The 25489-nt window shown below is 72.4% G+C and carries 25 protein-coding genes; 15 read left to right on the top strand and 10 right to left on the bottom strand.

Annotated elements, in window-relative coordinates:
• Nucleotides 1–18 precede the first annotated feature (18 nt).
• On the bottom strand, nt 19–474 hold the full coding sequence (locus ACSP97_RS07865) for an FMN-binding protein (protein ID WP_382009276.1): 456 nt from the start codon (nt 472–474) through the stop codon (nt 19–21).
• Nucleotides 475–484: 10 nt separating this feature from the next.
• On the bottom strand, nt 485–1840 hold the full coding sequence (locus ACSP97_RS07860; RefSeq protein WP_440556892.1) for a ferredoxin reductase family protein: 1356 nt from the start codon (nt 1838–1840) through the stop codon (nt 485–487).
• 230 nt (nt 1841–2070) lie between these two features.
• Here ACSP97_RS07860 and ACSP97_RS07855 point away from each other — a divergent pair, with 230 nt between their 5' ends.
• Together ACSP97_RS07855 and ACSP97_RS07850 are read left to right on the top strand one after the other, a co-directional pair.
• On the top strand, nt 2071–2814 hold the full coding sequence (locus ACSP97_RS07855; RefSeq protein WP_355149866.1) for a response regulator transcription factor: 744 nt from the start codon (nt 2071–2073) through the stop codon (nt 2812–2814).
• Nucleotides 2811–4292, top strand: coding sequence for a sensor histidine kinase (locus tag ACSP97_RS07850; RefSeq protein WP_355525381.1), 1482 nt, complete (start codon nt 2811–2813; stop codon nt 4290–4292). The genes ACSP97_RS07855 and ACSP97_RS07850 overlap by 4 nt, the downstream gene beginning before the upstream one ends.
• Before the next feature lie 2 nt (nt 4293–4294).
• On the opposite strand, the gene ACSP97_RS07845 is transcribed toward ACSP97_RS07850, so the two are convergent.
• Together ACSP97_RS07845 and ACSP97_RS07840 are read right to left on the bottom strand one after the other, a co-directional pair.
• Nucleotides 4295–4999 (bottom strand): L,D-transpeptidase family protein, encoded by a 705-nt coding sequence (locus ACSP97_RS07845; protein ID WP_440556891.1) that lies wholly within the window; start codon nt 4997–4999, stop codon nt 4295–4297.
• 2 nt (nt 5000–5001) lie between these two features.
• Complete coding sequence (locus ACSP97_RS07840; RefSeq protein ID WP_355149872.1) at nt 5002–5589, bottom strand: pyridoxamine 5'-phosphate oxidase family protein; 588 nt, start codon at nt 5587–5589, stop codon at nt 5002–5004.
• A gap of 129 nt (nt 5590–5718) precedes the next feature.
• Here ACSP97_RS07840 and ACSP97_RS07835 point away from each other — a divergent pair, with 129 nt between their 5' ends.
• Both ACSP97_RS07835 and argH read left to right on the top strand, forming a co-directional pair.
• Nucleotides 5719–6921 carry an argininosuccinate synthase gene (locus ACSP97_RS07835; protein WP_355149874.1) on the top strand — a complete coding sequence of 401 codons (1203 nt, stop codon included), beginning with the start codon at nt 5719–5721 and terminating at the stop codon, nt 6919–6921.
• Between the two features lie 115 nt (nt 6922–7036).
• The gene (gene argH / locus ACSP97_RS07830) at nt 7037–8470 is read left to right on the top strand and encodes an argininosuccinate lyase (protein ID WP_364727197.1); all 1434 of its coding nucleotides are present in this window, start codon (nt 7037–7039) and stop codon (nt 8468–8470) included.
• A 106-nt stretch (nt 8471–8576) separates the two neighbouring features.
• Here the strand turns inward: argH and gap are convergent, their stop codons facing one another.
• Together gap and ACSP97_RS07820 are read right to left on the bottom strand one after the other, a co-directional pair.
• Nucleotides 8577–9572, bottom strand: a complete 996-nt coding sequence (gene gap, locus ACSP97_RS07825; protein WP_355149878.1) for a type I glyceraldehyde-3-phosphate dehydrogenase — start codon at nt 9570–9572, stop codon at nt 8577–8579.
• 104 nt (nt 9573–9676) lie between these two features.
• Nucleotides 9677–10633 (bottom strand): GlxA family transcriptional regulator, encoded by a 957-nt coding sequence (locus ACSP97_RS07820; RefSeq protein WP_382009289.1) that lies wholly within the window; start codon nt 10631–10633, stop codon nt 9677–9679.
• Nucleotides 10634–10771: 138 nt separating this feature from the next.
• Between ACSP97_RS07820 and ACSP97_RS07815 the strand changes: the two genes are divergently transcribed.
• From ACSP97_RS07815 to ACSP97_RS07805, 3 genes are all read left to right on the top strand, one after another.
• Complete coding sequence (locus ACSP97_RS07815) at nt 10772–11743, top strand: aldo/keto reductase (protein WP_440556889.1); 972 nt, start codon at nt 10772–10774, stop codon at nt 11741–11743.
• Between the two features lie 154 nt (nt 11744–11897).
• Complete coding sequence (locus tag ACSP97_RS07810) at nt 11898–12443, top strand: TetR/AcrR family transcriptional regulator (RefSeq protein WP_355149884.1); 546 nt, start codon at nt 11898–11900, stop codon at nt 12441–12443.
• A complete protein-coding gene (locus ACSP97_RS07805; RefSeq protein WP_440556887.1) occupies nt 12440–13990 on the top strand; it encodes an MFS transporter in 1551 nt (516 codons plus the stop codon). Before ACSP97_RS07810 ends, ACSP97_RS07805 begins: the two co-directional genes overlap by 4 nt.
• A 36-nt stretch (nt 13991–14026) precedes the next feature.
• Here ACSP97_RS07805 and ACSP97_RS07800 read toward each other — a convergent pair whose 3' ends face one another.
• Together ACSP97_RS07800 and ACSP97_RS07795 are read right to left on the bottom strand one after the other, a co-directional pair.
• Nucleotides 14027–15685: a multicopper oxidase family protein gene (locus ACSP97_RS07800; protein WP_355149888.1), complete on the bottom strand. Its 1659-nt coding sequence runs from the start codon at nt 15683–15685 to the stop codon at nt 14027–14029.
• A gap of 122 nt (nt 15686–15807) precedes the next feature.
• Nucleotides 15808–16530 (bottom strand): lysophospholipid acyltransferase family protein, encoded by a 723-nt coding sequence (locus ACSP97_RS07795; protein WP_071828522.1) that lies wholly within the window; start codon nt 16528–16530, stop codon nt 15808–15810.
• A gap of 324 nt (nt 16531–16854) precedes the next feature.
• Between ACSP97_RS07795 and ACSP97_RS07790 the strand changes: the two genes are divergently transcribed.
• Nucleotides 16855–18033, top strand: a complete 1179-nt coding sequence (locus ACSP97_RS07790) for a glycerophosphodiester phosphodiesterase (RefSeq protein ID WP_440556885.1) — start codon at nt 16855–16857, stop codon at nt 18031–18033.
• 144 nt (nt 18034–18177) lie between these two features.
• On the top strand, nt 18178–18675 hold the full coding sequence (locus ACSP97_RS07785; RefSeq protein ID WP_355150167.1) for a GNAT family N-acetyltransferase: 498 nt from the start codon (nt 18178–18180) through the stop codon (nt 18673–18675).
• 28 nt (nt 18676–18703) lie between these two features.
• Here ACSP97_RS07785 and ACSP97_RS07780 read toward each other — a convergent pair whose 3' ends face one another.
• Nucleotides 18704–19123 carry a hypothetical protein gene (locus tag ACSP97_RS07780; RefSeq protein ID WP_180331896.1) on the bottom strand — a complete coding sequence of 140 codons (420 nt, stop codon included), beginning with the start codon at nt 19121–19123 and terminating at the stop codon, nt 18704–18706.
• A gap of 1 nt (nt 19124) precedes the next feature.
• Nucleotides 19125–19484, bottom strand: coding sequence for a hypothetical protein (locus ACSP97_RS07775; RefSeq protein WP_070030117.1), 360 nt, complete (start codon nt 19482–19484; stop codon nt 19125–19127).
• A gap of 69 nt (nt 19485–19553) precedes the next feature.
• Here ACSP97_RS07775 and ACSP97_RS07770 point away from each other — a divergent pair, with 69 nt between their 5' ends.
• The 6 genes from ACSP97_RS07770 (at nt 19554) to cbiE (ending at nt 25402) form a co-directional block, all read left to right on the top strand.
• Nucleotides 19554–20198, top strand: a complete 645-nt coding sequence (locus ACSP97_RS07770; RefSeq protein WP_355525406.1) for an HAD-IA family hydrolase — start codon at nt 19554–19556, stop codon at nt 20196–20198.
• A gap of 394 nt (nt 20199–20592) precedes the next feature.
• Nucleotides 20593–21627, top strand: a complete 1035-nt coding sequence (locus ACSP97_RS07765; RefSeq protein WP_355525408.1) for a methionine ABC transporter ATP-binding protein — start codon at nt 20593–20595, stop codon at nt 21625–21627.
• Entirely contained in the window at nt 21624–22361 is a 738-nt protein-coding gene (locus ACSP97_RS07760) for a methionine ABC transporter permease (protein WP_355149898.1), read from the top strand. Before ACSP97_RS07765 ends, ACSP97_RS07760 begins: the two co-directional genes overlap by 4 nt.
• Nucleotides 22362–22438: 77 nt before the next feature.
• The gene (locus ACSP97_RS07755) at nt 22439–23266 is read left to right on the top strand and encodes a MetQ/NlpA family ABC transporter substrate-binding protein (protein WP_440556883.1); all 828 of its coding nucleotides are present in this window, start codon (nt 22439–22441) and stop codon (nt 23264–23266) included.
• Nucleotides 23267–23436: 170 nt separating this feature from the next.
• Entirely contained in the window at nt 23437–24075 is a 639-nt protein-coding gene (locus ACSP97_RS07750; RefSeq protein WP_355328676.1) for a GNAT family N-acetyltransferase, read from the top strand.
• Between the two features lie 103 nt (nt 24076–24178).
• Entirely contained in the window at nt 24179–25402 is a 1224-nt protein-coding gene (gene cbiE / locus ACSP97_RS07745; RefSeq protein WP_355149904.1) for a precorrin-6y C5,15-methyltransferase (decarboxylating) subunit CbiE, read from the top strand.
• Nucleotides 25403–25489: the final 87 nt, after the last annotated feature.

Genomic DNA, 25489 nt, shown 5'->3' with positions numbered 1-25489 from the left:
TCCGCGTGCCGCACCGCGTCACCCATGGGCCTGGTCCAGCGCGGACTGGAGGGACTGCCGGTAGCCGGTGCTGGTGTACGTGGCCCCCGAGACCATGTCGATCCGCGCGCTCTGTGCCGCCAGCGCCTCGCGCCGCAGCTGGGGGAGCGCATAGCTGTCGATCTCCCGGTCGTGCGGGTTGTCCGTGGGGTACTGGACGGCCGTCACGTCGGTGAGCCTGCCGCCCTGCACGGTGACCCGTACCTGGACCGGGCCCCAGCGGGTCTGCACGGTGGGGCCGGTGACGGTCTTCGAGGCCCCTGGGGAGGAGGGGGGCGGGCTGACGTCGCCCTGCGGGGCCGGCGTCGACGCGCCCACGGCGAGCCCCGAACCGGCGTGCGGCTTCAGGGACAGCAGCAGCACCATGGCGGAGACCGTCGTGGCGCTCGCCAGGACGATGCGGCGCAGCGGCCGGTTCTTCCTCAACGCGTGCATGGCGTCCGCCTCACAGCTCGAAGGACTCGTGATGGATGCGGTGGTCCCGCACCCCGGCCGCGCGCAGGGCCTCGTAGACGTCCCGCGCGAACCCGTGCGGCCCGCAGATGTAGACGTTGTGGCCGCGCAGCCCGGGGACGGCCGACCGCAGCGACTCCGCCGTGATGCGCGGCCGCTCACCGTGCGGGCCGTTCAGCGCGTACAGCACCCTGCCACCGCGCCACCGGGCGATCGCCTCCAGCTCGCCGCCCAGCGCCAGATCCTCCGCCGAGCGCGCCCGGTACAGCAGGGTGACCTCGCCGGGCAGCGTCTCGAACAGGGCCCGCAGCGGGGTGACGCCGACCCCGGCCGCGATCAGCAGGGAACGTCCGGACGCGGCCCGGTCGGCGGTGAGCGCGCCGTAGGGGCCCTCCGCCCACACCCGGGTGCCGGGCTTGAGCCGCGCGACGGCCGTGCTGTGGTCGCCGAGCGCCTTCACCGTGATGCGCAGCTGGTCCGGGCGCGGCGGCGCCGACAGGGAGTACGGCGTGGAGGTCCAGGCCATGCCGTCGGCGAGGAACCGCCAGCGGAAGAACTGGCCCGGCCGCGCGCCCAGCTCCTCGAGGTGCCGGCCGCGGATCACGACCGAGTGGACGCCGGGCGCCTCCGGCTGCACCGACTCCACCCGCAGCCGGTGCCGCCGGTTCAGCCGCACCGGGGCGAGGACCCGGAACCAGATCACCAGCGCCGCGACCCCGAGGTAGAGCGCGTACCAGGCGGCGGTGGCCACCGGCTCGCCGTTGAACTGGTCGCCCAGCGACACCTGGTGGAAGAAGGCCAGGAACACGGCCGCGTACGTGAGCAGGTGGACGTGGTACCAGAACTCGTGCCGGACCCGGCGGCGCGCGGCCCGCACGGAGGTGAGACCGACCGCGAACAGGATCACGGTGCCCGCGCCGGCCTTCAGCATGTCCGGGTAGTCCAGCACCACGGTGACCGTCTCGTGCCACAGCGACGCCCGGTCCTGCGCCGCGTACCCGGCGAGGATCAGCACGATGTGCGCCACCAGCAGGCACACCGTGTACCGGCCGGCCATCGCGTGCCAGCGCGCCACCCGGTCCGAGCCCACCCGGTTCTCCAGCAGCGGCACCCGCGCCATCAGGCCGACGAGCACCGCGCAGGCGTACCCGCACAGCAGCCCGGCGATCCGCCCGGCGCCGGTGAGCCAGCCGGCCGCGCCGACCACCGAGGCGGTGTCCGCCCACCACAGCGCGACCACGGCCGCCGCGCCCGCCCACAGCACGGCGAGCAGCGGCCCCGCGGGGGAGCGGCGCCGCGCGGCCCCCGGCAGGGGCGGTGCCGCCCGCCTCGTGTCCACTGCTGTCATCAGGCCGTCCCTTCGTCCGTCGGCCCGCCCACTGTGCGTGTCCAAGCTCTGAGGGGCCTCTGAGAAGGGGGCCCGGGACGCTGTCTTCAGAGCTTTCTCACAGACGTCTCAGAGTTCTCTCAGCAATCCCCTGACCAGGCACTCCGACGGCCCGCCGACTCTTTTCAGAGCAAACTCACAGCCCGCGCGGCGCTTCGCCGCCCCGCGCACGCGCGATGCTGGGAGGCGCGATGAACACGACCCGTTCCGGCCGCCCGGCCCTCACCCGTCCCGACGGCACCCCGCTGCGCGTCCTCGTCGTCGACGACGACCCCGACCTCGCCGAGGTGCTCACCGGCGCCCTGCGCTACGAGGGCTGGGAGGTGCGCGCCGCCGCCGACGGCACCGCCGCCCTCGCCGCCGCGCGCGAGCTGCGGCCCGACGCCGTCGTCCTGGACGTGATGCTGCCCGACATGGACGGCCTCGCGGTGCTGCGCGGGCTGCACGCGTCCCAGCCCGATGTGTGTGTGCTCTTCCTCACCGCGCGCGACGCCGTCGAGGACCGGATCGCCGGGCTCACGGCGGGCGGCGACGACTACGTCACCAAGCCCTTCAGCCTGGAGGAGGTCGTGGCCCGGCTGCGCGGACTGCTGCGTCGCGCCGGGATGGCCCGCCGCCCGGAAGAGGAGGAGGCCGGACTGGTCGTGGGCGACCTGGTGATGGACGAGGACGCCCGTGAGGTGACCCGGTCCGGCGAGCTGATCGAACTCTCGCCGACCGAGTTCGAGCTGCTGCGCTTCCTGATGCGCAACCCCCGCCGCGTGCTCAGCAAGGCGCAGATCCTCGACCGGGTCTGGTCCTACGACTTCGGCGGCCGGGCTCACGTGGTCGAGCTGTACATCTCCTACCTGCGCAAGAAGATCGACGCGGGCCGGGCACCCATGATCCACACGGTGCGCGGGGCGGGCTACGTGATCAAACCGGTGACCGGGTGAAGACCGGTGACCGCACGGGCCTGCTCGCCCGCCTGCCCCGCTTCCGCAGCCTGCGCGCCCGCCTGACCTTCGGCCTCGTGGTCCTGCTGGCGGTGAGCTGCGCCGCCGTCGGCGTGGTCGCCGTGGTCGAGCTGAACGGCTTCCTCACCCAGCGCCTGGACGAACAGCTCGCCCAGGTCGGCACCCGCTTCCCGGAGAGCCTGGAGCACCGCGGCAGGCTGCCCGACGACCACGACGGCGACGAGCAGGCCGACACCCGGCGGATGGCCACCGGCACCTTCGGCGCCCGCCTGCTGCACGGCACCGTCACCAACAAGGGCCTCATCCGCTCCGGCGACCTCTCCGCCGACCTGAACGTCTCCCTGTCCGCGGGGGACGCCGCGCGGCTGGCCCGGACACCGGCCGACGGCCGCCCGCACACCGTCGAACTCTCGGCCCTCGGCCACTACCGGGTCGTCGCCACCTTGGGACGCGACGGCGACGTGCTGATGGCCGGCCTCCCGCTGGAGCCCGTCGAGGCCACCGTCCACCGACTGGAACTGGTCTCCGCGGTGGTCTTCGGCCTCGCCCTGGCCACGGCCGGGGTGGCCGGCGCCCTCTGGGTCCGCTGGTCCCTGCGCCCCCTCGGCCGGGTCGCCGCCACCGCCACCCGGGTCAGCGAGCTCCCGCTGGCCAGCGGCGAGGTCGCCCTGCCGCCACGCGCCCCGGACGCCGACCCGCACAGCGAGGTCGGCCAGGTCGCCGCCGCCCTCAACCGCATGCTCGGCCACGTCGAGGACGCGCTCACCCGGCGGCACGCGAGCCAGGAGCGGCTGCGCCGGTTCGCCGCCGACGCCAGCCACGAGCTGCGCACCCCGGTCGCCTCGGTGCGCGGCCACGCCGAACTGGGCCTGCTGCACCCCGGCCCGGTACCGCCCGAGATCACCCGGGCGCTGGAGCGGATCGCCGCGGAGTCCTCCCGGATGGGCCTGATGGTGGACGACCTGCTGCTGCTCGCCCGCCTCGACGCGGGACGCCCGCTGGAGCGCGGCCCGGTCGACCTGACCCGGCTGGTGCTGGACGCGGTCACCGACGCCCGCGCCGCCGGCCCCGGTCACCGCTGGGCCCTCGACCTCCCCGAGGACCCGGTCACGGTCACCGGAGACGCGCACCGCCTCCACCAGGTCGTCGCCAACCTGCTGGCCAACGCGCGCCTGCACACGCCCGCCGGCACCGAGGTCACGGTCGCCCTGGAGCCCCGCCCCGGCGCCGTCCGCCTCCGCGTCCACGACGACGGCCCCGGCATCCCCGAGGAACTGCGCTCCGCGGTCTTCGAACGCTTCACCCGCGCCGACCACCGCCGGCACGCGGACGCGTCCGCGCCGGGGGCGGGCCTCGGCCTGTCGATCGTGGCGGCCGTGGTGGAGGCGCACGGCGGGACGGTGGAGGCGGACAGCGAACCGGGCGCCACGACCTTCGTCGTCACCCTGCCGGACTGACGTCAGTACCGGCTGATGCCGGTGGCGCCGCCGGAGGTGCCCAGGACGATGTGCGGCGCCCGCCGCGGCACCACCCAGCGCAGGATCCGCCGCATGTCCGCCTCCGGGACGGAGACACAGCCGGCGGTCGCCCCGCGCCCGTTGACGTGCAGGAAGATCCCGGCCCCCCGCCCCCGTACCGGCCGGTGGTAGTTGAACCCCACCACCAGCGCGTACGCGTACTGCCCGGCGTACGCGCTCAGGTGCTCCGCCTCCGAGGCCCGGCAGTCGCGCGGCAGCGGGTCCGTCCAGCGGTTGTACGACGACGACGCGTTGTCCTGGCACCACCAGGAGCTCTCGCGCACGGCCCGGTAGGGGACCCGCGTGCCGCCCGGCGCCGCCTTGGTCCCGAAGCCGAAGGGGAGGTCGTACAACCCGGTCGGCGTCGTGTCCGTGCCCTGTGTCCGCGCCGCCCCCTCGACCAGCCCCTTCGCCCCGAACCGCGCCGGCGCGGACCCGGCCCGCACCCATGTCCCGCCCCGCCGGTCCCACCAGGTGACCGTGCCCGTCGTGGCACCGGTGTCCGGCGCCTGCGCAATGATCAGCTGGGTGCCGCCGCCGGTGTCGGCCAGCCGCTCGGGCAACGGAAGCGGCCCGCGCGACGGGGCGGCGCCGAGCAGACCGAGGACGCAGGCGGAGACGAGGCCGGCGACGGCACCAGAACGCATGCTCAGACGCTAGCCGGGGGCAGCGGCAGCGGCAGTCCGGGAAGGCCGTCCATGCTCGTGGCGATGTACTCCTTCTTGGTGAAGTACTCGTTCAGGGAGGCGTCGTCCTCCCGCGCGAAGCGCCTCTCGTGCAGGTCGCGCTCCTCCTCGTACGCCATGAAGGGGACGGCGTACCCGCAGGTGTCCCGCACCAGCTCGGCGTGGACGACGATGACGGCGCGCAGCCCGTGCGGCCCCGGGTCGATGCCGGGGAAGCGGGCGAGCAGCTCAGGGAAGCGCGGGTCGTCGCGGAACACCGGCTCGCCCCGGCCGTGCACCCGCACGATGTTCGGCGGGCCCTGGAAGGCGCACCACATCAGGGTGATCCGCCCGTTCTCCCGCAGGTGCGCGATGGTCTCGGCGTTGGAGCCGGCGAAGTCCAGGTAGGCCACGGTGCGTTCGTCCAGCACGGCGAACGAGCCCTTGAGGCCCTTGGGGGAGAGGTTGACCCGGCCGTCGCCGGACAGCGGCGCGGTCGCGGTGAAGAAGAGGGGTTGCTCCTCGATGAACGTCCGGAGCCTGCCGTCGATGCGCTCGTAGGTCTTTCCCATGTCCGCGATTATCCCCGCAACTCTTTCGACTGTCTAAGGATTCTGCGGCTCACTCGAAAGAGCGATTGACGAATCATGCAGAGTTCTGCATACTCATGCATGTCAGCAATTGCACGTGAGGAGAATCCCGTGACCGAGCGCGTCGTACTCGCCTACTCAGGCGGTCTGGACACCTCCGTCGCCATCGGCTGGATCGCCGAGGAGACGGGCGCCGAGGTCATCGCCGTTGCGGTCGACGTCGGCCAGGGCGGCGAGGACCTGGACGTCATCCGCAAGCGCGCCCTCGCGTGCGGTGCCGTCGAGGCCGAGGTCGCCGACGCGAAGGACGAGTTCGCCGACGAGTACTGCCTGCCGGCGATCAAGGCCAACGCCCTGTACATGGACCGCTACCCGCTGGTCTCCGCCCTCTCCCGGCCGACGATCGTCAAGCACCTGGTCGCCGCCGCCAAGAAGCACGGCGCCACCACGGTCGCCCACGGCTGCACCGGCAAGGGCAACGACCAGGTCCGCTTCGAGGCCGGCATCGTCGCCCTCGCCCCCGACCTGAAGTGCATCGCCCCGGTCCGCGACTACGCGATGACCCGTGACAAGGCGATCGCCTTCTGCGAGGCCAAGCAGCTCCCGATCGCCACCACCAAGAAGTCCCCGTACTCCATCGACCAGAACGTCTTCGGTCGCGCCGTCGAGACGGGCTTCCTGGAGGACATCTGGAACGCCCCGATCGAGGACATCTACGAGTACACCTCCAACCCCGCCACCCCGCGCGAGGCCGACGAGGTCGTCATCACCTTCAAGGAGGGCGTCCCGGTCGCCCTCGACGGCAAGCCCGTCACCGTCCTCCAGGCCATCCAGCAGCTCAACGAGCGCGCGGGCGCCCAGGGCATCGGCCGGATCGACATGGTCGAGGACCGCCTCGTCGGCATCAAGTCCCGCGAGGTCTACGAGGCCCCCGGCGCGATCGCGCTGATCACCGCCCACCAGGAGCTGGAGAACGTCACCGTCGAGCGCGAACTCGGCCGCTACAAGCGGCAGGTCGAGCAGCGCTGGGGCGAACTGGTCTACGACGGCCAGTGGTTCTCCCCGCTCAAGCGCGCCCTGGACGGCTTCATCAACGAGGCCAACCAGCACGTGTCCGGCGACATCCGCCTGACCCTGCACGGCGGCCGCGCGGTCGTCACCGGCCGGCGCTCGGAGTCGTCCCTGTACGACTTCAACCTCGCCACCTACGACACCGGCGACACCTTCGACCAGGCGGCGGCCAAGGGCTTCATCGACATCTACAGCCTGTCGTCGAAGATCGCCGCGCGGCGTGATCTCGCAGGCGAAGCCTGACGCGGATCCGGCGTGACCCGCACGGGTCCCTCGCACGCATCAGAACTGACAGCCGCCTCCTCACCTGCAAGGGTGGGGAGGCGGTCGCACAGACACACTCCCGAGGAGCACGCAAGTGAGCAGCAACAGCGGTGACGTACGGCTCTGGGGCGGCCGTTTCGCCGACGGTCCCGCCGAGGCCCTGGCGAAGCTGTCCGCGTCCGTCCACTTCGACTGGCGGCTCGCGCCCTACGACATCGCCGGTTCCCGCGCCCACGCGCGCGTGCTGCACAAGGCCGGACTCCTCAGCGCGGACGAGCTGGAGCGCATGATCGCCGGGCTCGACCAGCTGGAGGCGGACGTCGCCGACGGCTCCTTCACCGGCACCATCGCCGACGAGGACGTGCACACCGCCCTGGAGCGGGGCCTGCTGGAGCGCCTCGGCCCCGACCTGGGCGGCAAGCTCCGCGCCGGCCGGTCCCGCAACGACCAGGTGGCCACCCTCTTCCGGATGTACCTCAGGGACCACGCCCGGATCATCGGCGGTCTGATCGCCGACCTCCAGGACGCCCTGATCGGCCTCGCCGAGGCCCACCCCGACGTGGCGATGCCCGGCCGCACGCACCTCCAGCACGCCCAGCCGGTGCTCTTCGCCCACCACGTCCTCGCCCATGTCCAGTCCCTGTCCCGGGACGCGGAGCGGCTGCGCCAGTGGGACGAGCGCACGGCGGTCTCGCCGTACGGCTCGGGCGCCCTGGCCGGCTCCTCCCTCGGCCTGGACCCGGAGGCGGTGGCCGAGGACCTCGGGTTCGAGCACGGCAGCGCGGCCAACTCCATCGACGGCACGGCCTCCCGGGACTTCGTCGCGGAGTTCGCCTTCATCACCGCGATGATCGGCGTGAACCTCTCCCGGATCGCCGAGGAGATCATCATCTGGAACACGAAGGAGTTCTCCTTCGTCACCCTGCACGACGCGTTCTCCACCGGCTCGTCGATCATGCCGCAGAAGAAGAACCCGGACATCGCGGAGCTGGCCCGGGGCAAGTCCGGCCGCCTGATCGGCAACCTGACCGGACTGCTCGCCACCCTCAAGGCCCTGCCCCTCGCCTACAACCGCGACCTCCAGGAGGACAAGGAGCCGGTCTTCGACTCCTGCGACCAGCTGGAGGTGCTGCTGCCCGCCTTCACCGGCATGATGGCCACCCTCACGGTCCACCGCGAGCGCATGGCGGAACTGGCCCCGGCCGGTTTCTCCCTCGCCACCGACATCGCCGAGTGGCTGGTCCGCCAGGGCGTCCCCTTCCGGGTGGCGCACGAGGTCGCGGGAGAGTGCGTCAAGGTCGCGGAGGCCGAGGGCAAGGAGCTGGACGAGCTGACGGACGAGCAGTTCGCCAAGATCTCCAGCCACCTCACCCCCGAGGTCCGCACCGTCCTCGACGTCCCCGGCGCCCTGGCCTCCCGCAACGGCCGCGGCGGCACGGCCCCGAGCGCGGTGGCCGTCCAACTGGCCGAGGTCAAGGCGAACGTGGCCGCCCAGCACGAGTGGGCGCGGGCGAAGACGGTCCGCTAGGGCCTTTCCTCCGGATCAGGTCGGCCCGGGTCGGCGGTGCCTTACGGCCCAGCCCCCGCGACCCCGGCAAGATCCGGAAGACAGGCCCCAGGGCCTCCCGTCTGGATCAGGCGGCGAGGAACTCCAGCGTGTCGATCACGCGGTTCGAGAAGCCCCACTCGTTGTCGTACCACGCGACCACCTTGACGTGGCGGCCGTCGACGCGGGTGAGGGCCGAGTCGAAGATCGACGAGGCGGGGTTGCCGGTGATGTCGGACGACACGAGCGGGTCGTCCGAGTACTCGAGGATGCCGGCGAGCGGTCCCTCGGCCGCGGCGCGGTACGCCGCCAGCACGTCGTCGCGTGTCACCTCGCGCGCGACGGTCGTGTTGAGTTCGACGATCGAGCCCACCGGCACCGGCACGCGGATCGAGTCGCCCGACAGCTTGCCGTCGAGGTTCGGCAGCACCAGGCCGATCGCCTTGGCGGCGCCGGTCGTGGTCGGCACGATGTTCACGCCGGCGGCGCGGGCGCGGCGGGCGTCGCGGTGCGGACCGTCCTGGAGGTTCTGCTCCTGGGTGTAGGCGTGCACCGTCGTCATGAACCCGTGCTCGATACCGGCGAGTTCGTCGAGGACCGCGGCCAGCGGCGCGAGCGCGTTGGTGGTGCAGGAGGCGTTCGAGACGATCGTGTGCGCGGCCGGGTCGTAGGCGTCGGTGTTGACCCCGTACGCGAGGGTGACGTCCGCGCCGTCCGACGGCGCGCTGACCAGCACCCTCTTCGCGCCTGCGGCGAGGTGGGCGCGGGCGGCCGCGGCCGAGGTGAAGCGGCCGGTGGCCTCCAGGACGATGTCGACACCGAGTTCGCCCCAGGGCAGCCGCGCCGGTTCGCGCTCGGCCAGCACCGTGATCCGGCGGCCGTCGACGACGAGGGCGTCCCCCTCGACGGTCACCGGGCGCCCGAGCCGGCCGGCCGTGCTGTCGTAGGCGAGCAGCCGGGCGAGCGTGGCGGGCTCCGTCAGGTCGTTGACGGCGACGATCTCCAGGGCGCTGTCGCGCTCCAGCAGCGCGCGCAGCACATTGCGTCCGATGCGTCCAAAACCGTTGATGGCGATGCGAGTCATGAGCGATGTCCCTTCCGTTCGCCACCAGGCTCGCTCGCGGCCCACGCCGCCGACAGTGGCGCGACCGCCACGGTTCGCAAGGATCCCGCCACGGGCGCCGGCGCTCACTCGCCCCGGGTGAAGGTGCGCCGGTACTCGCTCGGCGTGGTGCCCAGGATGCGCTGGAAGTGCAGCCGCAGATTGGCGCCGGTGCCGAGCCCGACGTCGGCGGCGATCTGCTCGACGCTGCGCTGCGAGCGTTCGAGCAGTTCGCGGGCCAGGTCGACGCGCGCACGCATCACCCACTGCATCGGCGTGTAGCCGGTCTCCTCGACGAAGCGCCGGGAGAACGTGCGCGCCGAGACCCCGGCCTGCCGGGCCAGGACGTCGAGGGTGAGGGGCTGGCCGAGCCGGTGCAGCGCCCACTCGCGGGTGGCGGCGAACCGCTCGCCGAGCGGCTCGGGGACGCTGCGCGGCACGTACTGGGCCTGGCCGCCGCTGCGGTAGGGGGCGGCGACCAGCCGCCGGGCCGCGTGGTTGGACGCGGCCACGCCGAGGTCGCCGCGCAGGATGTGCAGGCACAGGTCGATGCCGGAGGCGGCGCCGGCCGAGGTGAGCAGGCTGCCCTCGTCCACGAACAGCACGTTCTCGTCGACCCGGACGAGCGGGTGCCTGGCCCGCAGCGCCCGCGTGTAGTGCCAGTGCGTCGTGGCCCGCCTGCCGTCGAGCAGGCCCGTGGCGGCGAGCGCGAAGGCACCCGTGGAGATGGCGGCGAGCCGGGCGCCCCGGGCGTGGGCGGCGATCAGCGCGTCCACGACGGCCCGCGGCGGGTCCTCGCGGTCCGGGAACCGGTAGCCGGGCACGAAGACGACATCGGCCCACTCCAGCGCGTCGAGGCCGTGGGCGACGTGGTACGCGAGGCCGTCGCCGCCGGTCACCAGGCCGGGTGCGGCCCCGCACACCCGCACCTCGTACGGCATGCTCGCCCGGGTCGTGAACACCTGCGCGGGGATGCCGACGTCGAGCGGCTTCGCGCCTTCGAGCACGAGGACGGCGACGCGATGCAGACGGGGGGCTGGCACGGGAAGAGGCTACGCCGGGCGTGCCACGGGACGGGTGCCCGCCCCGGCGGGTCCACCGCACGCGCCGGGCTCAAGGCGGAGCCGGTCGCGGGTTACGTTGGTCGAAGCCGAACCGGAGCCGACCCAACGGAGCCCGCGATGCCCTTCGCCCGTCTCGCGACCGCCACCACCGCCACCTGTCACATCGGCCTGGGACTGGCCGCCGTCGGCCGTCCGGGCTACATCAACCTGGGCCGGGACGAGGACCTCGGCGCGGACCGGAGCGTGGCGGCCCTGCGCGCCCGCACCCATGAACTCCTCGACGCCGCCTACGCCCAGGGCGTGCGCTACTTCGACGCGGCCCGCTCCTACGGCCGTTCGGAGGAGTTCCTCGCCGACTGGCTCAACGCCCGCCCCGACGTCCAGGACGTCGTCGTCGGCAGCAAGTGGGGCTACACCTACACCGCCGGCTGGTCCACCGAGGCCGAGCGGCACGAGGTCAAGGACCACGGCCTGGCCACGTACGAGCGCCAGCGCGCCGAGACCGACGCCCTGCTCGGCGACCGGCTCGACCTCTACCAGATCCACTCGGTCACCCCGGACAGCCCCGCCCTCACCGACAAGGAACTCCACGCAAGGCTCGCGGAGGCCGCCGCGGGGGGCCTGACCGTCGGCTTCTCCACCAGCGGCCCCGCCCAGGCCGACGCGATCCGCGCCGCCCTCGCCGTGACGGTCGACGGCGAGCCCCTCTTCCGCACCGTCCAGTCCACGTACAACGTCCTGGAGCACTCCGCGGGCCCCGCCCTCGCCGAGGCCCACGACGCCGGGCTGACCGTGATCGTCAAGGAGGGCATGGCCAACGGCCGGCTCGCCGGTCCGAACGCACCCGAGGCGCTGCGGGCGGTCGCCGCCGAGACGGGACTCGGCTGCGACGCCGTCGCCCTCGCCTGGATCCTGAGCCGGCCCTGGGTGGGCGTGGTCCTCTCCGGCGCCGCGACGGTCACCCAGCTCGCCTCCAATCTGCACGCCCCCGCCGTCGACCTGGACGCGGAGCAGATGACCCGCCTCGCCACGCTCACCGAGGACCCCAGCGCCTACTGGCAGCGGCGCGGGGAACTGCCCTGGCACTGACCCCCGCCCGCGTGTCCGGGCGCACGCGCGTCCCCCGGTGCCGACGCGCCCCGCACGCGCCCGGACCCTGAGCCGCACCCGCGCCGACCAGCGGCGATGAGCCACGCATGCCCAGCATGAGACACGGATGTCTCACTTGGTCTATCCTTGTCTCATGGATCGTGACCATGTGCTGCGCAGCGCCGCCGCCCTGCTGACCCGCAAGTCCACCGCGACCATGGACGAGGTCGCCAAGGCCGCCGGGATCAGCCGGGCCACGCTGCACCGCCACTTCGCCGGGCGCGACGCGCTCGTACGGGCGCTGGAGGCGCTCGGCATCGCGGAGTGCGAGGCGGCACTGGACCGGGCCCGCCCGGAGGAGGGGGCCGCGGCCGACGCCGTGCGCAGACTGGTCCGCGAGATCCAGCCGGCCGCCGGACTGCTCGCCTTCCTGTACGGCGAGAGCCAGCTGTGGGAGGGCGACCGGCAGAACGACGGCTGGCAGCGGCTCGACAGCCGGATCGCCGCCCTGTTCCAGCGCGGGCAGCACGGCGGCGAGTTCCGCCTCGACCTCACGCCCGCCTGGCTCACCGAGGCGCTCTACGGCCTGACCGCCTCCTGCGCCTGGGCCAGCCTGGACGGCCGCGTGGCCGCCCGCGACTTCCCGACCATGGTCGCCGAACTGCTGCTCGGCGGCGCCCTGCGAAGAGAGGAACCATGACCAGCACCCTGCGGCCGGCCGACGTGGCGCGGGCGGAGCGGCGTCCGGGCCGGTGGCTCGCGCTGTGCGTCCTCGTCCTGGCCGTGCTGCTGGTGGCCGTCGACGCCACCGTCCTCGGCCTGGCCACCCCCTACATCAGCGAGGACCTCCACCCCTCCGGCACCCAGCTGCTGTGGATCGGTGACGTCTACTCCTTCGTCATCGCCGGTCTGCTGGTCTCCATGGGCAGCCTCGGCGACCGCATCGGCCGCAAGCGGATCCTGCTCTGCGGCGCCACCGCGTTCGGCGCGATCTCCGTGCTCAACGCCTATGCCACGTCACCCGAGTCGATGATCGTGGCGCGGGCGCTGCTCGGTGTCGCGGGCGCGACCCTGATGCCGGCCACCCTCGCCCTGATCCGCAACCTCTTCCACGACCCGCGCGAGCGCAGCCTCGCCGTCGGCATCTGGGGCGCGACCGCCTCCGCCGGTACGGCCGTCGGCCCGATCGCGGGCGGCTTCCTGCTGGAGCACTTCTGGTGGGGCTCGGTCTTCCTGATCAACCTGCCGGTGATGGCCGTCCTCGTGCTGGTCGGCCTGCGCACCCTGCCCGAGTCCCGCAACCCGCACCCGGGCCCCTGGGACCTGCAGAGTGTCCTGCTGTCCCTCGTCGGCATGATCGGCGTCGTCTACGCCGTCAAGGAGGCCGCCACGCACGGCTTCTCCTGGCCGGCCCTCACCGTCGGTCTGCTGGGCGCGGGCGCCCTCGGCGGCTTCGTCCGCCGTCAGCTGACCATGCCCGTCCCGCTGCTGGACATGCGGCTGTTCCGGCACCGCGGCTTCAGCGGCGCGGTGCTCGCCGACCTGCTGACCGTGCTCGGCATGTCCGGGCTGGTGTTCTTCCTCTCCCAGTACCTGCAACTGGTCCAGGGCAGGCACCCGTTCGAGGCGGGCCTCGCCGAACTGCCCGCCGCCGTGGGCGCGGTGGCGGCCGGACTGGTCGCGGGCAGCGCGGCCCGGCGCTTCTCGGTCCGCTCGGTGGTCTCGGGCGGCCTCGCCGCGGTCGGCCTGGCCCTGGCCGCCCTGACCTGCCTCGGCCAGTCCACCGGCTACCCGGTCCTCGGCGCGGCCCTGCTGGTCGTCGGCATCGGCGCGGGCCTGTCCTTCACGGTCACCGCCGACGTGATCCTCTCCAGCGTCCCCAAGGAACAGGCCGGTGCCGCCTCGGCGGTCTCCGAAACCGCCTACGAACTGGGCGCCGCGCTCGGCATCGCCCTCCTCGGCTCCATCGTGACCGCCGTCTACAGCGGCTTCACCGGGCCGGCCGGCACCCCCTCCGGCGCCCATGAATCGCTGGGCGCGGCGGTCGAGGCCGCGGCCCGCATGCCCGCCGGCGCGGCCGTTTCCCTCCTGGACGCGGCCCGCGACGCCTTCGTGCACGGCCTCCACCTGGCTTCCGGCGCGGGCGCGGCGGTCCTGCTGAGCACGGCGGCGGTGGCGTGGTTCCTGCTGAAGGGGCAGCGACTGGAGAACACGGAGCGGACCGGGCATCCGGAGGACGCGGAGTAGAGAGTCCCGGCCGGGGCGCGGGCCCCGGCCGGCCGCTCAGCGCTTGTACCCCAGCACCGTCATCATCCCGCTCTCCGAGTGGTACTGGTTGTGGCAGTGCAGCATCCACAGCCCCGGGTTGTCCGCGTCGAACTCCACCACCAGCTTGCGGTGCGGCAGCACCAGCGCGGTGTCCTTGCGCGCCCCCACCGCGTCAAGCCCGGTCATCGCGAACGTGTGCCCGTGCAGATGCATCGGGTGCCACATGTCCGTCGCATTGATGAGGGTGAGCCGCACCCGCTCCCCGGCATGGATCTCGTGCCGCTGCCGCACGTCGTACGGCTTGTGGTCGAAGCCCCAGTCGAAGTTGTGCATGTTGCCGGTGACCCTGATGCGCATCTGGCGGTCGGGGTCCCGCTTCGGCAGGGCCACCGACTCGGCCGGCTCCAGCCGCCGCGCCGGCACGCACTCGCCGTCCAGCTCGTCCGGCCTGACATTCGGTGAGGGAAGGTTTTTTCCCTTGTCGGTGCGGAGTACGGCGAGCCCGCTGCCCTTCTTGCCCTCGGCCAGCGCGACCAGCGGGAAGCAGCCGTCCTTGGCGGTCACCAGCACGTCGTACCGCTCGGACATGCCGATGAGCAGCGCGTCGGTCTCCTTGTGCCGCACGGGGTAGCCGTCGGTGTGGGTGACGGTCATGGCGTGGCCGCCGAGGCAGACCCGGAAGGCCGTCTCCGAGCCCGCGTTGACGAAGCGGATCCGGATGCGGTCGCCGGGGCGGCAGCGGAACACCGAGGGATTGTGCGGCAGCCGCCCGTTGGCGAGGTAGTACGGGTAGTCGACGCTGCCGCCGTCGCCGTCGAGCATGCGGCTGTGGGAGTCGTGCAGCACCCGGTTGGGGCCCGTGGACCTGGCGGGCGGCGCCGCCTTCGCCGTGGCCGACCGGCTCGGACCGGGGCTCGGGCTGCCGCTCGCGTGCGGATGCTCGGGGCCCATGCCCATGCCGCCCATCGCGGAGCCGCCCGGCTTGAGCTGTTCGAGCACGCCGTCGGGGGTGGAGCCGTCCACCCCGTCCAGCCAGTCGTCCAGGACGACGATCCACTCCTTGTCGTAGGCGAGCGTCTCCTTGGGGTCGTCCACGACGAGCGGCGCGTACAGGGCGCGGTCGGGCTGCATCCCGACGTGGGAGTGGAGCAGATAGGTGCCCGGGTGCTTCACGGTGAACCGGTAGCGGAAGTCGCGCCCCGAGGGGATGGCCCGCTGCGTCAGGTCCGGTACGCCGTCCATGTCGCAGCGCAGCCGCACCCCGTGCGAGTGCAGGGTGGTGCTGGTGGGCAGCCGGTTGGCGAGCGTCAGATCGAGCACGTCGCCGGCGCTGACCCGGACCAGCGGGCCCGGCACCGTGTCGTTGTAGGCCCAGGTCCGCACGGACCGCCCGCCCAGGTCGAGTTCCGCCTCGGCCGCCGTGAACCGGTGGGTGTGGACACGGCCCGCCCCGCGCTTGCGCTCGGTGGCGAGTACCTCCGGGTCCGACGGGTTGACGTACCCCTTGGGCCCCGCCGGTACGAAGTTCCCCTCCGTGCCCGCCCCGAGGGGGCCGGTGTCCGCCCGGTGGGGACCGGAGCGGGTCTCGGAGCCGGAGCCGCAGGACGCCAGGAAGCTCGCACCGACGGCTGCGATCGGGACACGGAGGAGGGTTCGCCGCGAAGGTGTATCCATGCCTGAATCAGACATGTTTTCCGGGGCGTACGCGCGGGAGCGTAGGCCGAATGCCCCTGTGCCGGGGGAGATTCACACCGGCAGACGGACGAACGCCCGCCGCGTCCGCCCGTCCGGGTGCCTCAGGCGGCCTTCGCCTTGGTGGCGTACATGTCCACGTACTCCTGCCCGGACAGCCGCATGACCTCGGCCATCACGGAGTCGGTCACGGCGCGCAGCACATAGCGGTCGCGGTCCATGCCGTCGTAGCGGGAGAACTCCATCGGCGCGCCGAAGCGCACGGTCACCTTGCCGGGGCGCGGGATGCCGTTGCCGCCCGGCTGGAGCTTGTCGGTGCCGATCATGGCGAACGGCACCACCGGCGCGCCGGTCATCAGGGTCAGACGGGCGATGCCGGTGCGTCCCCGGTAGAGGCGGCCGTCGGGGGAGCGGGTGCCCTCGGGGTAGATGCCGAAGATCTTCCCCTCCTCCAGGATCCGCCGTCCGGTCATCAGCGCGGCCACACCGCCGTTCGCGCCGTCGCGGTCCACCGGGATCATGCCGACGCCGGTGAAGAACCACGCCATCAGCCGGCCCTTGACGCCCTTGCCGGTGACGTACTCGTCCTTGCCGATGAAGAACACCTGACGCTTCGTGACCAGCGGCAGCACGATCGAGTCGATGAAGGTGAGGTGATTTCCGGCCAGAATCACCGGGCCGTCCCCCGGAATGTGCTCCACGCCCTCCACCTGGGGGCGGAACATCAGGCGCATGATCGGTCCGAGCACTGCCTTGATGAGGCGGAAGCGGGACAACGGGTCCTCCGATGCCGAGGGAGCGATATGAGTCTGTGCAGGTGAGGACATTACTCGCGGGTCCGGCGCGAACGCACATCGGGTACCGCCGGTTCACCGAGGTCTTACGAAGAGTTGACACGGGTTTACCTGCGGTGACGCGCGGCAGACGGCGGGTAACGCCCTTGTGTCGATGTGACGGAGATCGCTCGGCCGGACGTGGTGCGCGACGGACCGTCACCCGGGCCGCCCACGGTCCACTCGTCGTCGTCCCCGTGTTCGACCCGAAGCCGCCCTCCTGTCATGTTCCCGCCCCTACGATCGCTCGGACCGACGAGCGACACGCCGGCAGACGCGATGGACGCAGCGGGCGCAGCAGACGGCAGGAGGCCGCCGATGGGGAACGACCGGACGAACGAGCAGCCGCGGAACGAGGGCACGGGACGGCGGGCGCTGCTCGGCGCCGCGGTGCTGGGCGCGAGCGGGGCGGTCCTCGGACTGCCCGGGGCCGCGCGGGCGGCCGAGGCGCGGGCGGCGAAGCCCGCCGGGCGCGGTCTGAAGGGCCTGCCGGTGCCGACGGTCATCGGGCACCGGGGCGCCAGCGGCTACCGCCCCGAGCACACCTTCGGCTCCTACGAACTCGCCCTCGACTTCGGCGCCGACATCGTGGAGGCCGGTGACCTCTGCCCCACCAGGGACGGCCACCTCGTCTGCCGGCACGAGCCGGAGATCGGCGGCACCACCGATGTCGCGGACCACCCCGAGTTCGCCGGCCGCAAGACCACCAAGGTGCTCGACGGCGTGCCCACCACCGGCTGGTTCACCGAGGACTTCACCCTCGCCGAGCTGAAGACGCTCCGCGCGATCGAGCGCATCCCGGCCAACCGGCCGCACAACACCCTCTACAACGGGCGCTGGGAGATCCCCACCTTCGAGGAGGTCCTCGTCTGGCAGGACGAGCAGACCCGCAAGCGCGGCAAGCAGGTGTGGATCTACCCCGAGACCAAGCACCCCACCTACTTCCGCAAGCTGGGCCTCGGTCTGGAGGAGCGGGTGGCCAAGCTGCTGCGCAAGCACGGCAAGGACGGCCGCAACTCCCCGGTGATCCTCCAGTCGTTCGAGCCCACCAGCATCGAGCGGCTCAACCGGCTGGTCGACAACCCGCTCGTGGTGCTGCTGTCCACGGCCGACAGCCGCCCCTGGGACTTCGTGGAGACGGGCGACCCGCGCACCGTCGCCGACCTGATCACCCCCAAGGGCCTGCGGGAGATCGCCGGTTACGCCCAGGGCATCGGCCCCACCCTCGACCTGGTGATCCCGAGGAAGGCGGACGGCACCCTGGCCGAGCCCTCCAGCCTGGTCGCCGACGCCCACCGCGTCGGGCTGATCCTGCACCCCTACACCATGCGCAACGAGAACCCCTTCCTGCCGGCCGAGTTCCGCAAGGGCGGCGCGGTCGACGGCTACGGCGACGCCTTCGGCGCCTTCAAGGCGTACTTCGAAACCGGCATCGACGGCGTCTTCACCGACAACGCCGACACCGGCATCCTCGCCCGCGCCGACTTCCTGGGCTGACCGGAACACCGGCTCCCCCGCCCACGGCGGGGGAGTTGGCTATCTCACAGGGCGGCCACGCACGAGGGAGGTTGCCTCGCGTCGAGGGCGGGGATAGGAGTGTGGGGGACGACAGGTGATCAGGTGAGCGGGAGGCATGCGCACATGGGCATGAGCGTGACCATCTCGGTGGCGACCGAACAGGACGCGGAGCAGATCTTCCGCCTCCAGTACCTCTGCTATCAGAGCGAAGCGGCGCTCTACGGCAACTACCGCATCGACCCGCTCGTCGAGACCCTCGACGCCGTCCGCGAGGAGATCGCCTCGGACTGCGTCTTCGTCGCCCGGCTCGGCGACGAGGTGGTCGGCGCCGTCCGCGGCAAGGTGACCGAGGACGGCGCCGCCGCCATCGCGCGGCTCTGCGTCCACCCCCGCCTCCAGGGCCACGGCATCGGCGCCCGGCTGCTGCGCGCCGCCGAGTCCGCCCTCGCCGGGGAGCGCGGCGCCACCCTCTTCCGGCTCCGGACCGGTCACCGCAGCGAGGGCAACCTCCGCCTCTACCGCCGGGTCGGCTACGAGGCGGTGGGCCGCGCCAAGGGCACGGACGGAGTGGACGTGATCATCCTGGAGAAGCCCGCGGCCACCTACGCGACCACGGCGTGAGCGGACCTGAGCCGCGCTCCGGCGCGGCTCAGGCGGTGGCCCCGGGCCGCGCCTTGCGCAGCCAGTACATCGCGGACAGCGGAAGCAGCACGGGAATGAAGACGTACCCCATCCCGTAGTCGGACCAGACCGTGGCGTCGGGGAACGCCGAGCCGTCCACCACGGTCCACGTGCCCACCAGCAGCACGCCCGCCAGTTCCACGCCGCAGCACACCAGCGCCGCCCGCCGGGCGACCTCCCCGCCGCGCACGAGCGTGTACGTGATGAACGCGTACACCAGCCCGGCCACCGCGGACAACGAGTACGCCAGCGGCGCCCGTTGGAAGTCCGTCGAGATCTGGTAGACGGAACGCGACAGCGCGCCGACCACCATCACGCCGTAGAACCACACGAGCAGCATCCCCGGCCCGCTGATCAGCCGGGCCGGCTTCTCCTCGACGGTCGTCATCTCAGCTTCCCCAGATGTCATAGAGGCGGACCTGCAGTACGGCGAGCACCACACCGCCCGCCGCGGCCGTCACCGAACCCCAGCGGGTCCGCTCGGCCAGCGACATGAACCCCGCGGCCGGGACGCACGCGAACGCGCCCAGCAGATACGCCACGAAGATCGCGGTGCCCTGCTCCGGCTTCTCGCCCCGCGCCAGCTGCACGATCCCGATCACCAGCTGCACCGCGGCCAGCACCGACACCGCGGCCATGCCGATGAGGTGCCAGTCCTTGGTGGGCTGGTCACGGTAGGCGGCCCAGCCGCACCAGGCGGCGAGCAGCAGCGCGGCGACCCCGGTCACCAGCGTCAGGACAGTGAGCATGCGGTGACCTTATTACGGCGGAAACGGGCGATCGCCGCCGACCCCGCCGTACGCCGTAGGGTCGAGCGCATGACGATCCATGCACACGCCCTCCTGTTCGACAACGACGGCACCCTCGTCTCCTCGTACGACTCCGTCGTGCGCTGCTGGACCAGGTGGGCCGGCGAGTACGGGGTCACCGCCGAGCGGTTCCGGGGCGTGGAGCTGCACGGACGTACCGCCGCGGAGGTCATCGCCGACCTGCTCCCGGCCGACCTGGTGCCCGAGGCCGTCGCGCGGGTCGAGCAGCTGGAGGTGGAGGACGTGGCCGGGGTGCGGCCGCTGCCCGGCACCCTGGAGTTCCTGGACTCCCTGCCCGCCGACCGCTGGGCCGTGGTCACCTCCGCCACCCGCCGGCTGGCCGAGGCCCGGCTCCAGGCCGCGGGCATCACCCCGAAGGCGCTGGTCAGCGCCGAGGACGTCACCCGCGGCAAGCCCGACCCCGAGCCCTATCTGCTGGCCGCGCGGCAGCTCGGCGTGGACCCCGCCCACTGCGTCGTCTTCGAGGACGCCCCCGCCGGGCTCCGCGCGGCCCGCGCGGCCGGCATGGCCACCGTGGCGTTGGCCACAACCCACCGGGCCGGGGAACTCGACGCCGACCTGGTGGTGGACAACCTGGCGGCCTTGTCCGCACTGGTCCGCGACGCCCGGGTGGAGATATCCGTACGCGGCTGAGCCCGCTCCGCGCTGTCCGCCGCTGTCCAGCATCCGGACAGCGGCGGCCGGCCGACCGTCCACGTCTGCTTTACTGGGCCGCATGACCACGACGAACAGCCGCATCCCTGCGACCGAGGCGACCATGACGCCCGGTGCTGTTTGTCCGTGCCTGTGTCGAATGTGCGCCTTCTAGAGGGCCCCCGCACCATCCGAGCCTCGCGCCCCGAAGCGAGAGCCGCGGCCCGTCCCGCGCCCGCACCCGGGCGCGTGTGACCCGAGGCCGCCCGCGCACACGGCGTTCTCCCCGGTCCACCGCCACCCGAGAACCGTGCCGCGTCCCCGACCGAACGCACGCAACGCACCCGTGCCCGGGCACACCCGCGCCCGCGCACTCGACAGTGACGGAAATCCAGTGATCACCACATCGGGCCTGACCAAGGTCTACCGCTCCCGCGGCCGCGAGGTCACCGCCCTCGACGGCGTCGATCTCCACGTCCGCGAAGGCGAGGTCTACGGCGTCATCGGGCAGTCCGGCGCCGGCAAGTCCTCCCTCATCCGCTGCGTTAACCTGCTGGAGCGCCCCACCTCCGGCACCGTGACCGTCGCCGGACAGGACCTCACCGCCCTGGCCGGCCGCGGACCGCGCGCCGGCAAGGAGCTGCGAAAGGCGCGCAGCCGGATCGGCATGGTCTTCCAGCACTTCAACCTGCTGTCCTCGCGGACCGTGCAGGACAACGTCGAGCTGCCGCTGGAGATCCTGGGCAAGTCCGGGAAGGAACGTTCCCGCAAGGCGCTCGAGCTGCTCGACCTGGTGGGCCTCGCCGACAAGGCCAAGGCCTACCCCGCCCAGCTTTCCGGCGGCCAGAAGCAGCGCGTCGGCATCGCCCGCGCCCTGGCCGGCGACCCCAAGGTGCTGCTGTCCGACGAGGCCACCAGCGCCCTCGACCCGGAGACCACCCGCTCCATCCTCCAGCTGCTGCGCGACCTCAACCGGCAGCTCGGCCTGACCGTCCTGCTCATCACCCACGAGATGGACGTGGTCAAGGCCGTCTGCGACTCCGCCGCCCTGATGGAGAAGGGCCGGATCGTGGAGTCCGGCACGGTCAGCGAACTGCTGGCCACCCCCGGCTCCGAACTGGCCGCCGCGCTGTTCCCGGTCAGCGGCGAGCGCACCGGCGCCGACCGCACGGTCCTCGACGTCACCTTCCACGGCGAGGCCGCCACCCAGCCGGTCATCTCCCAGCTGTCGCGCACCTACAACATCGACATCTCGATCCTCGGCGCCGCCATCGACACCGTCGGCGGCCTCCAGATCGGCCGGATGCGCCTCGAACTGCCCGGCCGCTACGAGGACAACGTGGTGCCCATCGGATTCCTGCGCGAACAGGGACTCCAGATCGACGTCGTGGGCCAGGAGGCCGTACTGGTGAAGGAAGGTGCCAAGTGACCTGGTCCGAGATGCAGCCCCTGCTGTCGCAGGCCTGTTCCGAGACGTTCGACATGGTGCTCTGGTCCACCCTGATCGCCATCGTCGCCGGCCTTCCGCTCGGTCTGCTGCTCGTCCTCACGGACCGCGGGGGCCTGCTCCAGAACATCGTCGCCAACAAGGTGATCGGGCAGATAGTGAACGTCGGCCGCTCGCTGCCGTTCATCATCCTGATGGTCGCCCTGATGAGCTTCACCCGCTGGGTCACCGGCACCACGATCGGCACGGCCGCCGCGGTCGTACCGCTCGCCATCGGCGGCATCCCGTTCTTCGCCCGCCTGGTCGAGACGGCCGTCCGCGAGGTCGACCAGGGGCTCGTGGAGGCCGTGCAGTCCATGGGCGGCAACACCTGGACCATCGTCCGCAAGGTGCTCGTCCCCGAGTCCCTGCCCTCCCTGATCGCCAGCACCACCACCACGGTCATCGCCCTCATCGGCTACTCCGCGATGGCCGGCACGGTCGGCGGCGGCGGCCTCGGCGACCTCGCCGTCCGCTACGGCTACCAGCGGTTCGAGACCGAGCTGATGTGGATCACCGTCGCGATCCTCGCCGTCGCCATCTCCGTCATCCAGTTCGCCGGCGACTTCGCCGCTCGCGCCCTGCACAGCCGCGGCGGACGCTCGGGCCCCGCGCCCAAGCTGCGGCTGCTCAAGGCCAAGGAGCCGGACGCGGCCGGGGTCGGCAAGGCCGCGTAAGGCCCGCCCCGCCGCTTCGCACACAGACTCCCCGTCACCCTCACGGGGTCGCACCACCATAAGGAAAGGCACTTTTCGTGCGTAACACCGCCAAGTTCACCACCGCCGTCCTCGCCGCCGGAGCCCTCGCCCTCGGGCTGACCGCCTGCGGCTCCGGCAAGTCCTCCGCCTCCCACGACTACAGCGGCCCGCTGGTCGTCGCCGCCACCCCGGTCCCGCACGCCGAAGTCCTGAACTTCGTCGAGAAGAACCTGGCGAAGAAGGCCGGACTCGACCTCCAGGTCAAGGAGTTCACCGACTACATCACGCCGAACACGGCGACCCAGGACGGCTCGGTGGGTGCCAACTACTTCCAGACCAAGCCGTACCTGGACGACTTCAACAAGAAGCGCGGCACCGACCTCGTGTCCGTCGTCGGCGTGCACCTGGAACCGCTCGGCCTCTACTCCCACAAGGTCAAGAAGGCGGCCGACCTCAAGAACGGCGCGACCATCGCCGTCCCCAACGACGCCGACAACGAGTCCCGCGCCCTGAAGCTGCTCGCCACGAACGGGCTCATCACCCTCAAGTCCGGCGTCTCCCAGGCCACCCCCCAGGACATCGCCGGCAACCCCAGGCACCTCCAGTTCAAGGAGGTCGAGGCGGCCCAGACCCCGCGCTCCCTGGACGACGTGGACGCGGCGGTCGTCAACGGCAACTACGCCATCTCCGCGGGCCTCAAGCCCGCCAAGGACGCCATCATCCTGGAGTCCGCGAAGAACAACCCGTACGTCAACCTCCTCGTCGTGAAGAAGGGCAACGAGAACGACCCGCGGGTCAAGAAGCTCGCCAAGCTCCTCACCTCGCCCGAGGTCAAGAAGTTCATCGAGGACAAGTACCAGGGCTCGGTCGTCCCGTCCTTCTGATCCGGCCGGGCAGCACGCACACCGCCTGACGACCCACGGGGTCCACTCCCTCACCGGGTGTGGACCCCGTCGTGCGGTTCAGTGGTTTCATGCTGCATGCTGGGCAGTTCAGCAGGCCCGTGTGACGGCCCTGATGGTCTTACGAGTTTCCGAAGGTTACGGAGCGGCGCATGACGAGCACCTTCCCCAACGTCTCCATCAGCACGGAGCGGTTGGTGCTGCGCCCCTTCGAGGAGACCGACGCCGAGGCCTTCGCCGAGATGATGAACGACGAACTGGTCACCGCCTGGACCTCGGTGCCCCAGCCCTATACCGCGGCCGACGCCCACGCCTGGATCACCCGGCGCGCCCCGGCCGAACGCGCCGAGGGCCGCGGCATCGTCTTCGCCGTCGACGAGTTCCTCACCCAGCGCCTGGTCGGCACCGTCCGGCTCAGCCACACCGACTGGCGGGTGCGCTCCGCCGAGATGTCGTACATCGTCGCCCCCTGGGCCCGCGGCGAGGGCTACGCCTCGGAGGCCGCCCTCGCCACCGCCCAGTGGTTCTTCCGCGACCAGGACTTCGAGCGCCTGGAACTGCGCACCGCCGCCGACAACACCGCCTCCCAGCAGGTCGCCCAGAAGATCGGCTGCATCAGCGAGGGAGTGCTGCGCGGCGCCTGGATAGCCCGTGCCCGCGACGACCGGGGCGAGTGGCGGGACGTGCGCACCGACCTCATCGTCTGGAGCCTGCTGCCCGAGGACCTCGACGGTGTGGGCGAGCAACTCGCCGACACCGGCGGCTTCACCGCCTTCCCCGACTGGAACTGAACCGCACGCGCCCTTGCGCCACGGTTTCACCGGGTACCCTCACGGAGCCCGCCCATGGGCCCTGTACCCCTGACGACCTGCGAAAACCTGGAGATGGACGACGATGGCCGACCGGGTCACGGTGATCGGCTGGGACGGCTCGCCGCTGACCGAGGCGGCACGTTCCGCCCTCGGCGCCGCCACCCTCGTGGCGGGCGCGGCCCACCACCTGGCACTGCCCGAGATCCCGCCCGCCGCCGAACGCATCCGCCTCGGCAGCGTCGCGCTCGCCGCCCGCCGCATCGCCGCCCACCGCGGCACCGCCGTCGTGCTCGCCGACGGCGACCCCGGCTTCTTCGGCGTGGTACGCACCCTGCGCGCCCCCGAGTTCGGCCTGGAGGTGGAGGTCGTGCCCGCCGTCTCCGCCGTCGCCGCCGCCTTCGCCCGGGCCGGCATGCCCTGGGACGACGCCCAGGTGGTCGTCGCCCACCCGCGCACCCTGCGCCGGGCCGTGAACGTCTGCCGCGCGCACACCAAGGTGGCCGTCCTCACCTCGCCGGGCGCCGGACCCGCCGAACTCGGCCTCCTCCTGGAGGGCGTCCACCGCACCTTCGTCATCTGCGAGGAACTGGGCACCGAACGCGAACAGGTCTCCGTCGTCACCTCCGACAAGGCCGCCGACCACACCTGGCGCGACCCCAACGTGGTCATCGTCATCGGCGGTCCGGTGGGCGCCGCGGAGGGCGGCGGCTGGATCGCCGGACGCGACCCGGGCACCGGCCCGCGCGGCTGGGTCCAGCCCGACGAGGCGTACGGCGACGGCACGCCGCTCGCCGAGGGCGAGACCGAACTGCTGCGCGCCGCCCAACTCGCCCGCCTCGGGCCCCGCGTCGGCGACCTCGTCTGGGACATCGGCTGCGGCTCCGGCGCGTTCGCCACCGAGGCCGCGCGGGCCGGCGCCGCCGTCATCGCCGTCGACCACGACCCGGCCGCCTGCGCCCGCACGGCCGACGCCGCCCGCCGCTACGGCGTCCAGCTCCACGTGGTGCCGGGCAGCGCGCCGCACATCCTGGAGAACCTGCCGGAACCGGACGTCGTCCGGGTCGGCGGCGGGGGAGCGGCCGTGGTCTCCGCGGTCGCCGACCGGCGCCCGCAGCGCATCGTCACCCACGCGGCCACCCGCGACGAAGCCGAACTCGTCGGCCGCGACCTCACCGAGCACGGGTACCGCGTCGAGTGCGCCCTGCTCCAGTCCGTCGAACTCGACACGCGGGCCTGGCGGGAGACCGAGCGGAACGTGGTCTTCCTGCTCACCGGCGCATTGCCGTCGCGCGAAGCGCCTCGCTGAGAGTCGGCGTCCGGGCGGCGGGCGAGCCTCCCCGACCGCAACCCGTGATCGGTTTGTCGTACCGCGCGCGGTAGGCTGGCCGATCGT

The sequence above is a fragment of the Streptomyces sp. SCPE 10 genome, assembly GCF_051980735.1.
GTDB lineage: Bacteria > Actinomycetota > Actinomycetes > Streptomycetales > Streptomycetaceae > Streptomyces > Streptomyces misionensis.
This window is presented reverse-complemented; position numbering and strand designations above follow the sequence as displayed.

Coding starts and splice junctions, on each gene's coding strand:
- ACSP97_RS07865 (WP_382009276.1), bottom strand. CDS start 474: ATGCACGCGTTGAGGAAGAACCGGCCGCTGCGCCGCATCGTCCTGGCG.
- ACSP97_RS07860 (WP_440556892.1), bottom strand. CDS start 1,840: ATGACAGCAGTGGACACGAGGCGGGCGGCACCGCCCCTGCCGGGGGCC.
- ACSP97_RS07855 (WP_355149866.1), top strand. CDS start 2,071: ATGAACACGACCCGTTCCGGCCGCCCGGCCCTCACCCGTCCCGACGGC.
- ACSP97_RS07845 (WP_440556891.1), bottom strand. CDS start 4,999: ATGCGTTCTGGTGCCGTCGCCGGCCTCGTCTCCGCCTGCGTCCTCGGT.
- ACSP97_RS07840 (WP_355149872.1), bottom strand. CDS start 5,589: ATGGGAAAGACCTACGAGCGCATCGACGGCAGGCTCCGGACGTTCATC.
- gap (WP_355149878.1), bottom strand. CDS start 9,572: ATGACTCGCATCGCCATCAACGGTTTTGGACGCATCGGACGCAATGTG.
- ACSP97_RS07815 (WP_440556889.1), top strand. CDS start 10,772: ATGCCCTTCGCCCGTCTCGCGACCGCCACCACCGCCACCTGTCACATC.
- ACSP97_RS07810 (WP_355149884.1), top strand. CDS start 11,898: ATGGATCGTGACCATGTGCTGCGCAGCGCCGCCGCCCTGCTGACCCGC.
- ACSP97_RS07805 (WP_440556887.1), top strand. CDS start 12,440: ATGACCAGCACCCTGCGGCCGGCCGACGTGGCGCGGGCGGAGCGGCGT.
- ACSP97_RS07800 (WP_355149888.1), bottom strand. CDS start 15,685: ATGGATACACCTTCGCGGCGAACCCTCCTCCGTGTCCCGATCGCAGCC.
- ACSP97_RS07795 (WP_071828522.1), bottom strand. CDS start 16,530: ATGTCCTCACCTGCACAGACTCATATCGCTCCCTCGGCATCGGAGGAC.
- ACSP97_RS07790 (WP_440556885.1), top strand. CDS start 16,855: ATGGGGAACGACCGGACGAACGAGCAGCCGCGGAACGAGGGCACGGGA.
- ACSP97_RS07785 (WP_355150167.1), top strand. CDS start 18,178: ATGGGCATGAGCGTGACCATCTCGGTGGCGACCGAACAGGACGCGGAG.
- ACSP97_RS07780 (WP_180331896.1), bottom strand. CDS start 19,123: ATGACGACCGTCGAGGAGAAGCCGGCCCGGCTGATCAGCGGGCCGGGG.
- ACSP97_RS07775 (WP_070030117.1), bottom strand. CDS start 19,484: ATGCTCACTGTCCTGACGCTGGTGACCGGGGTCGCCGCGCTGCTGCTC.
- ACSP97_RS07770 (WP_355525406.1), top strand. CDS start 19,554: ATGACGATCCATGCACACGCCCTCCTGTTCGACAACGACGGCACCCTC.
- ACSP97_RS07750 (WP_355328676.1), top strand. CDS start 23,437: ATGACGAGCACCTTCCCCAACGTCTCCATCAGCACGGAGCGGTTGGTG.
- cbiE (WP_355149904.1), top strand. CDS start 24,179: ATGGCCGACCGGGTCACGGTGATCGGCTGGGACGGCTCGCCGCTGACC.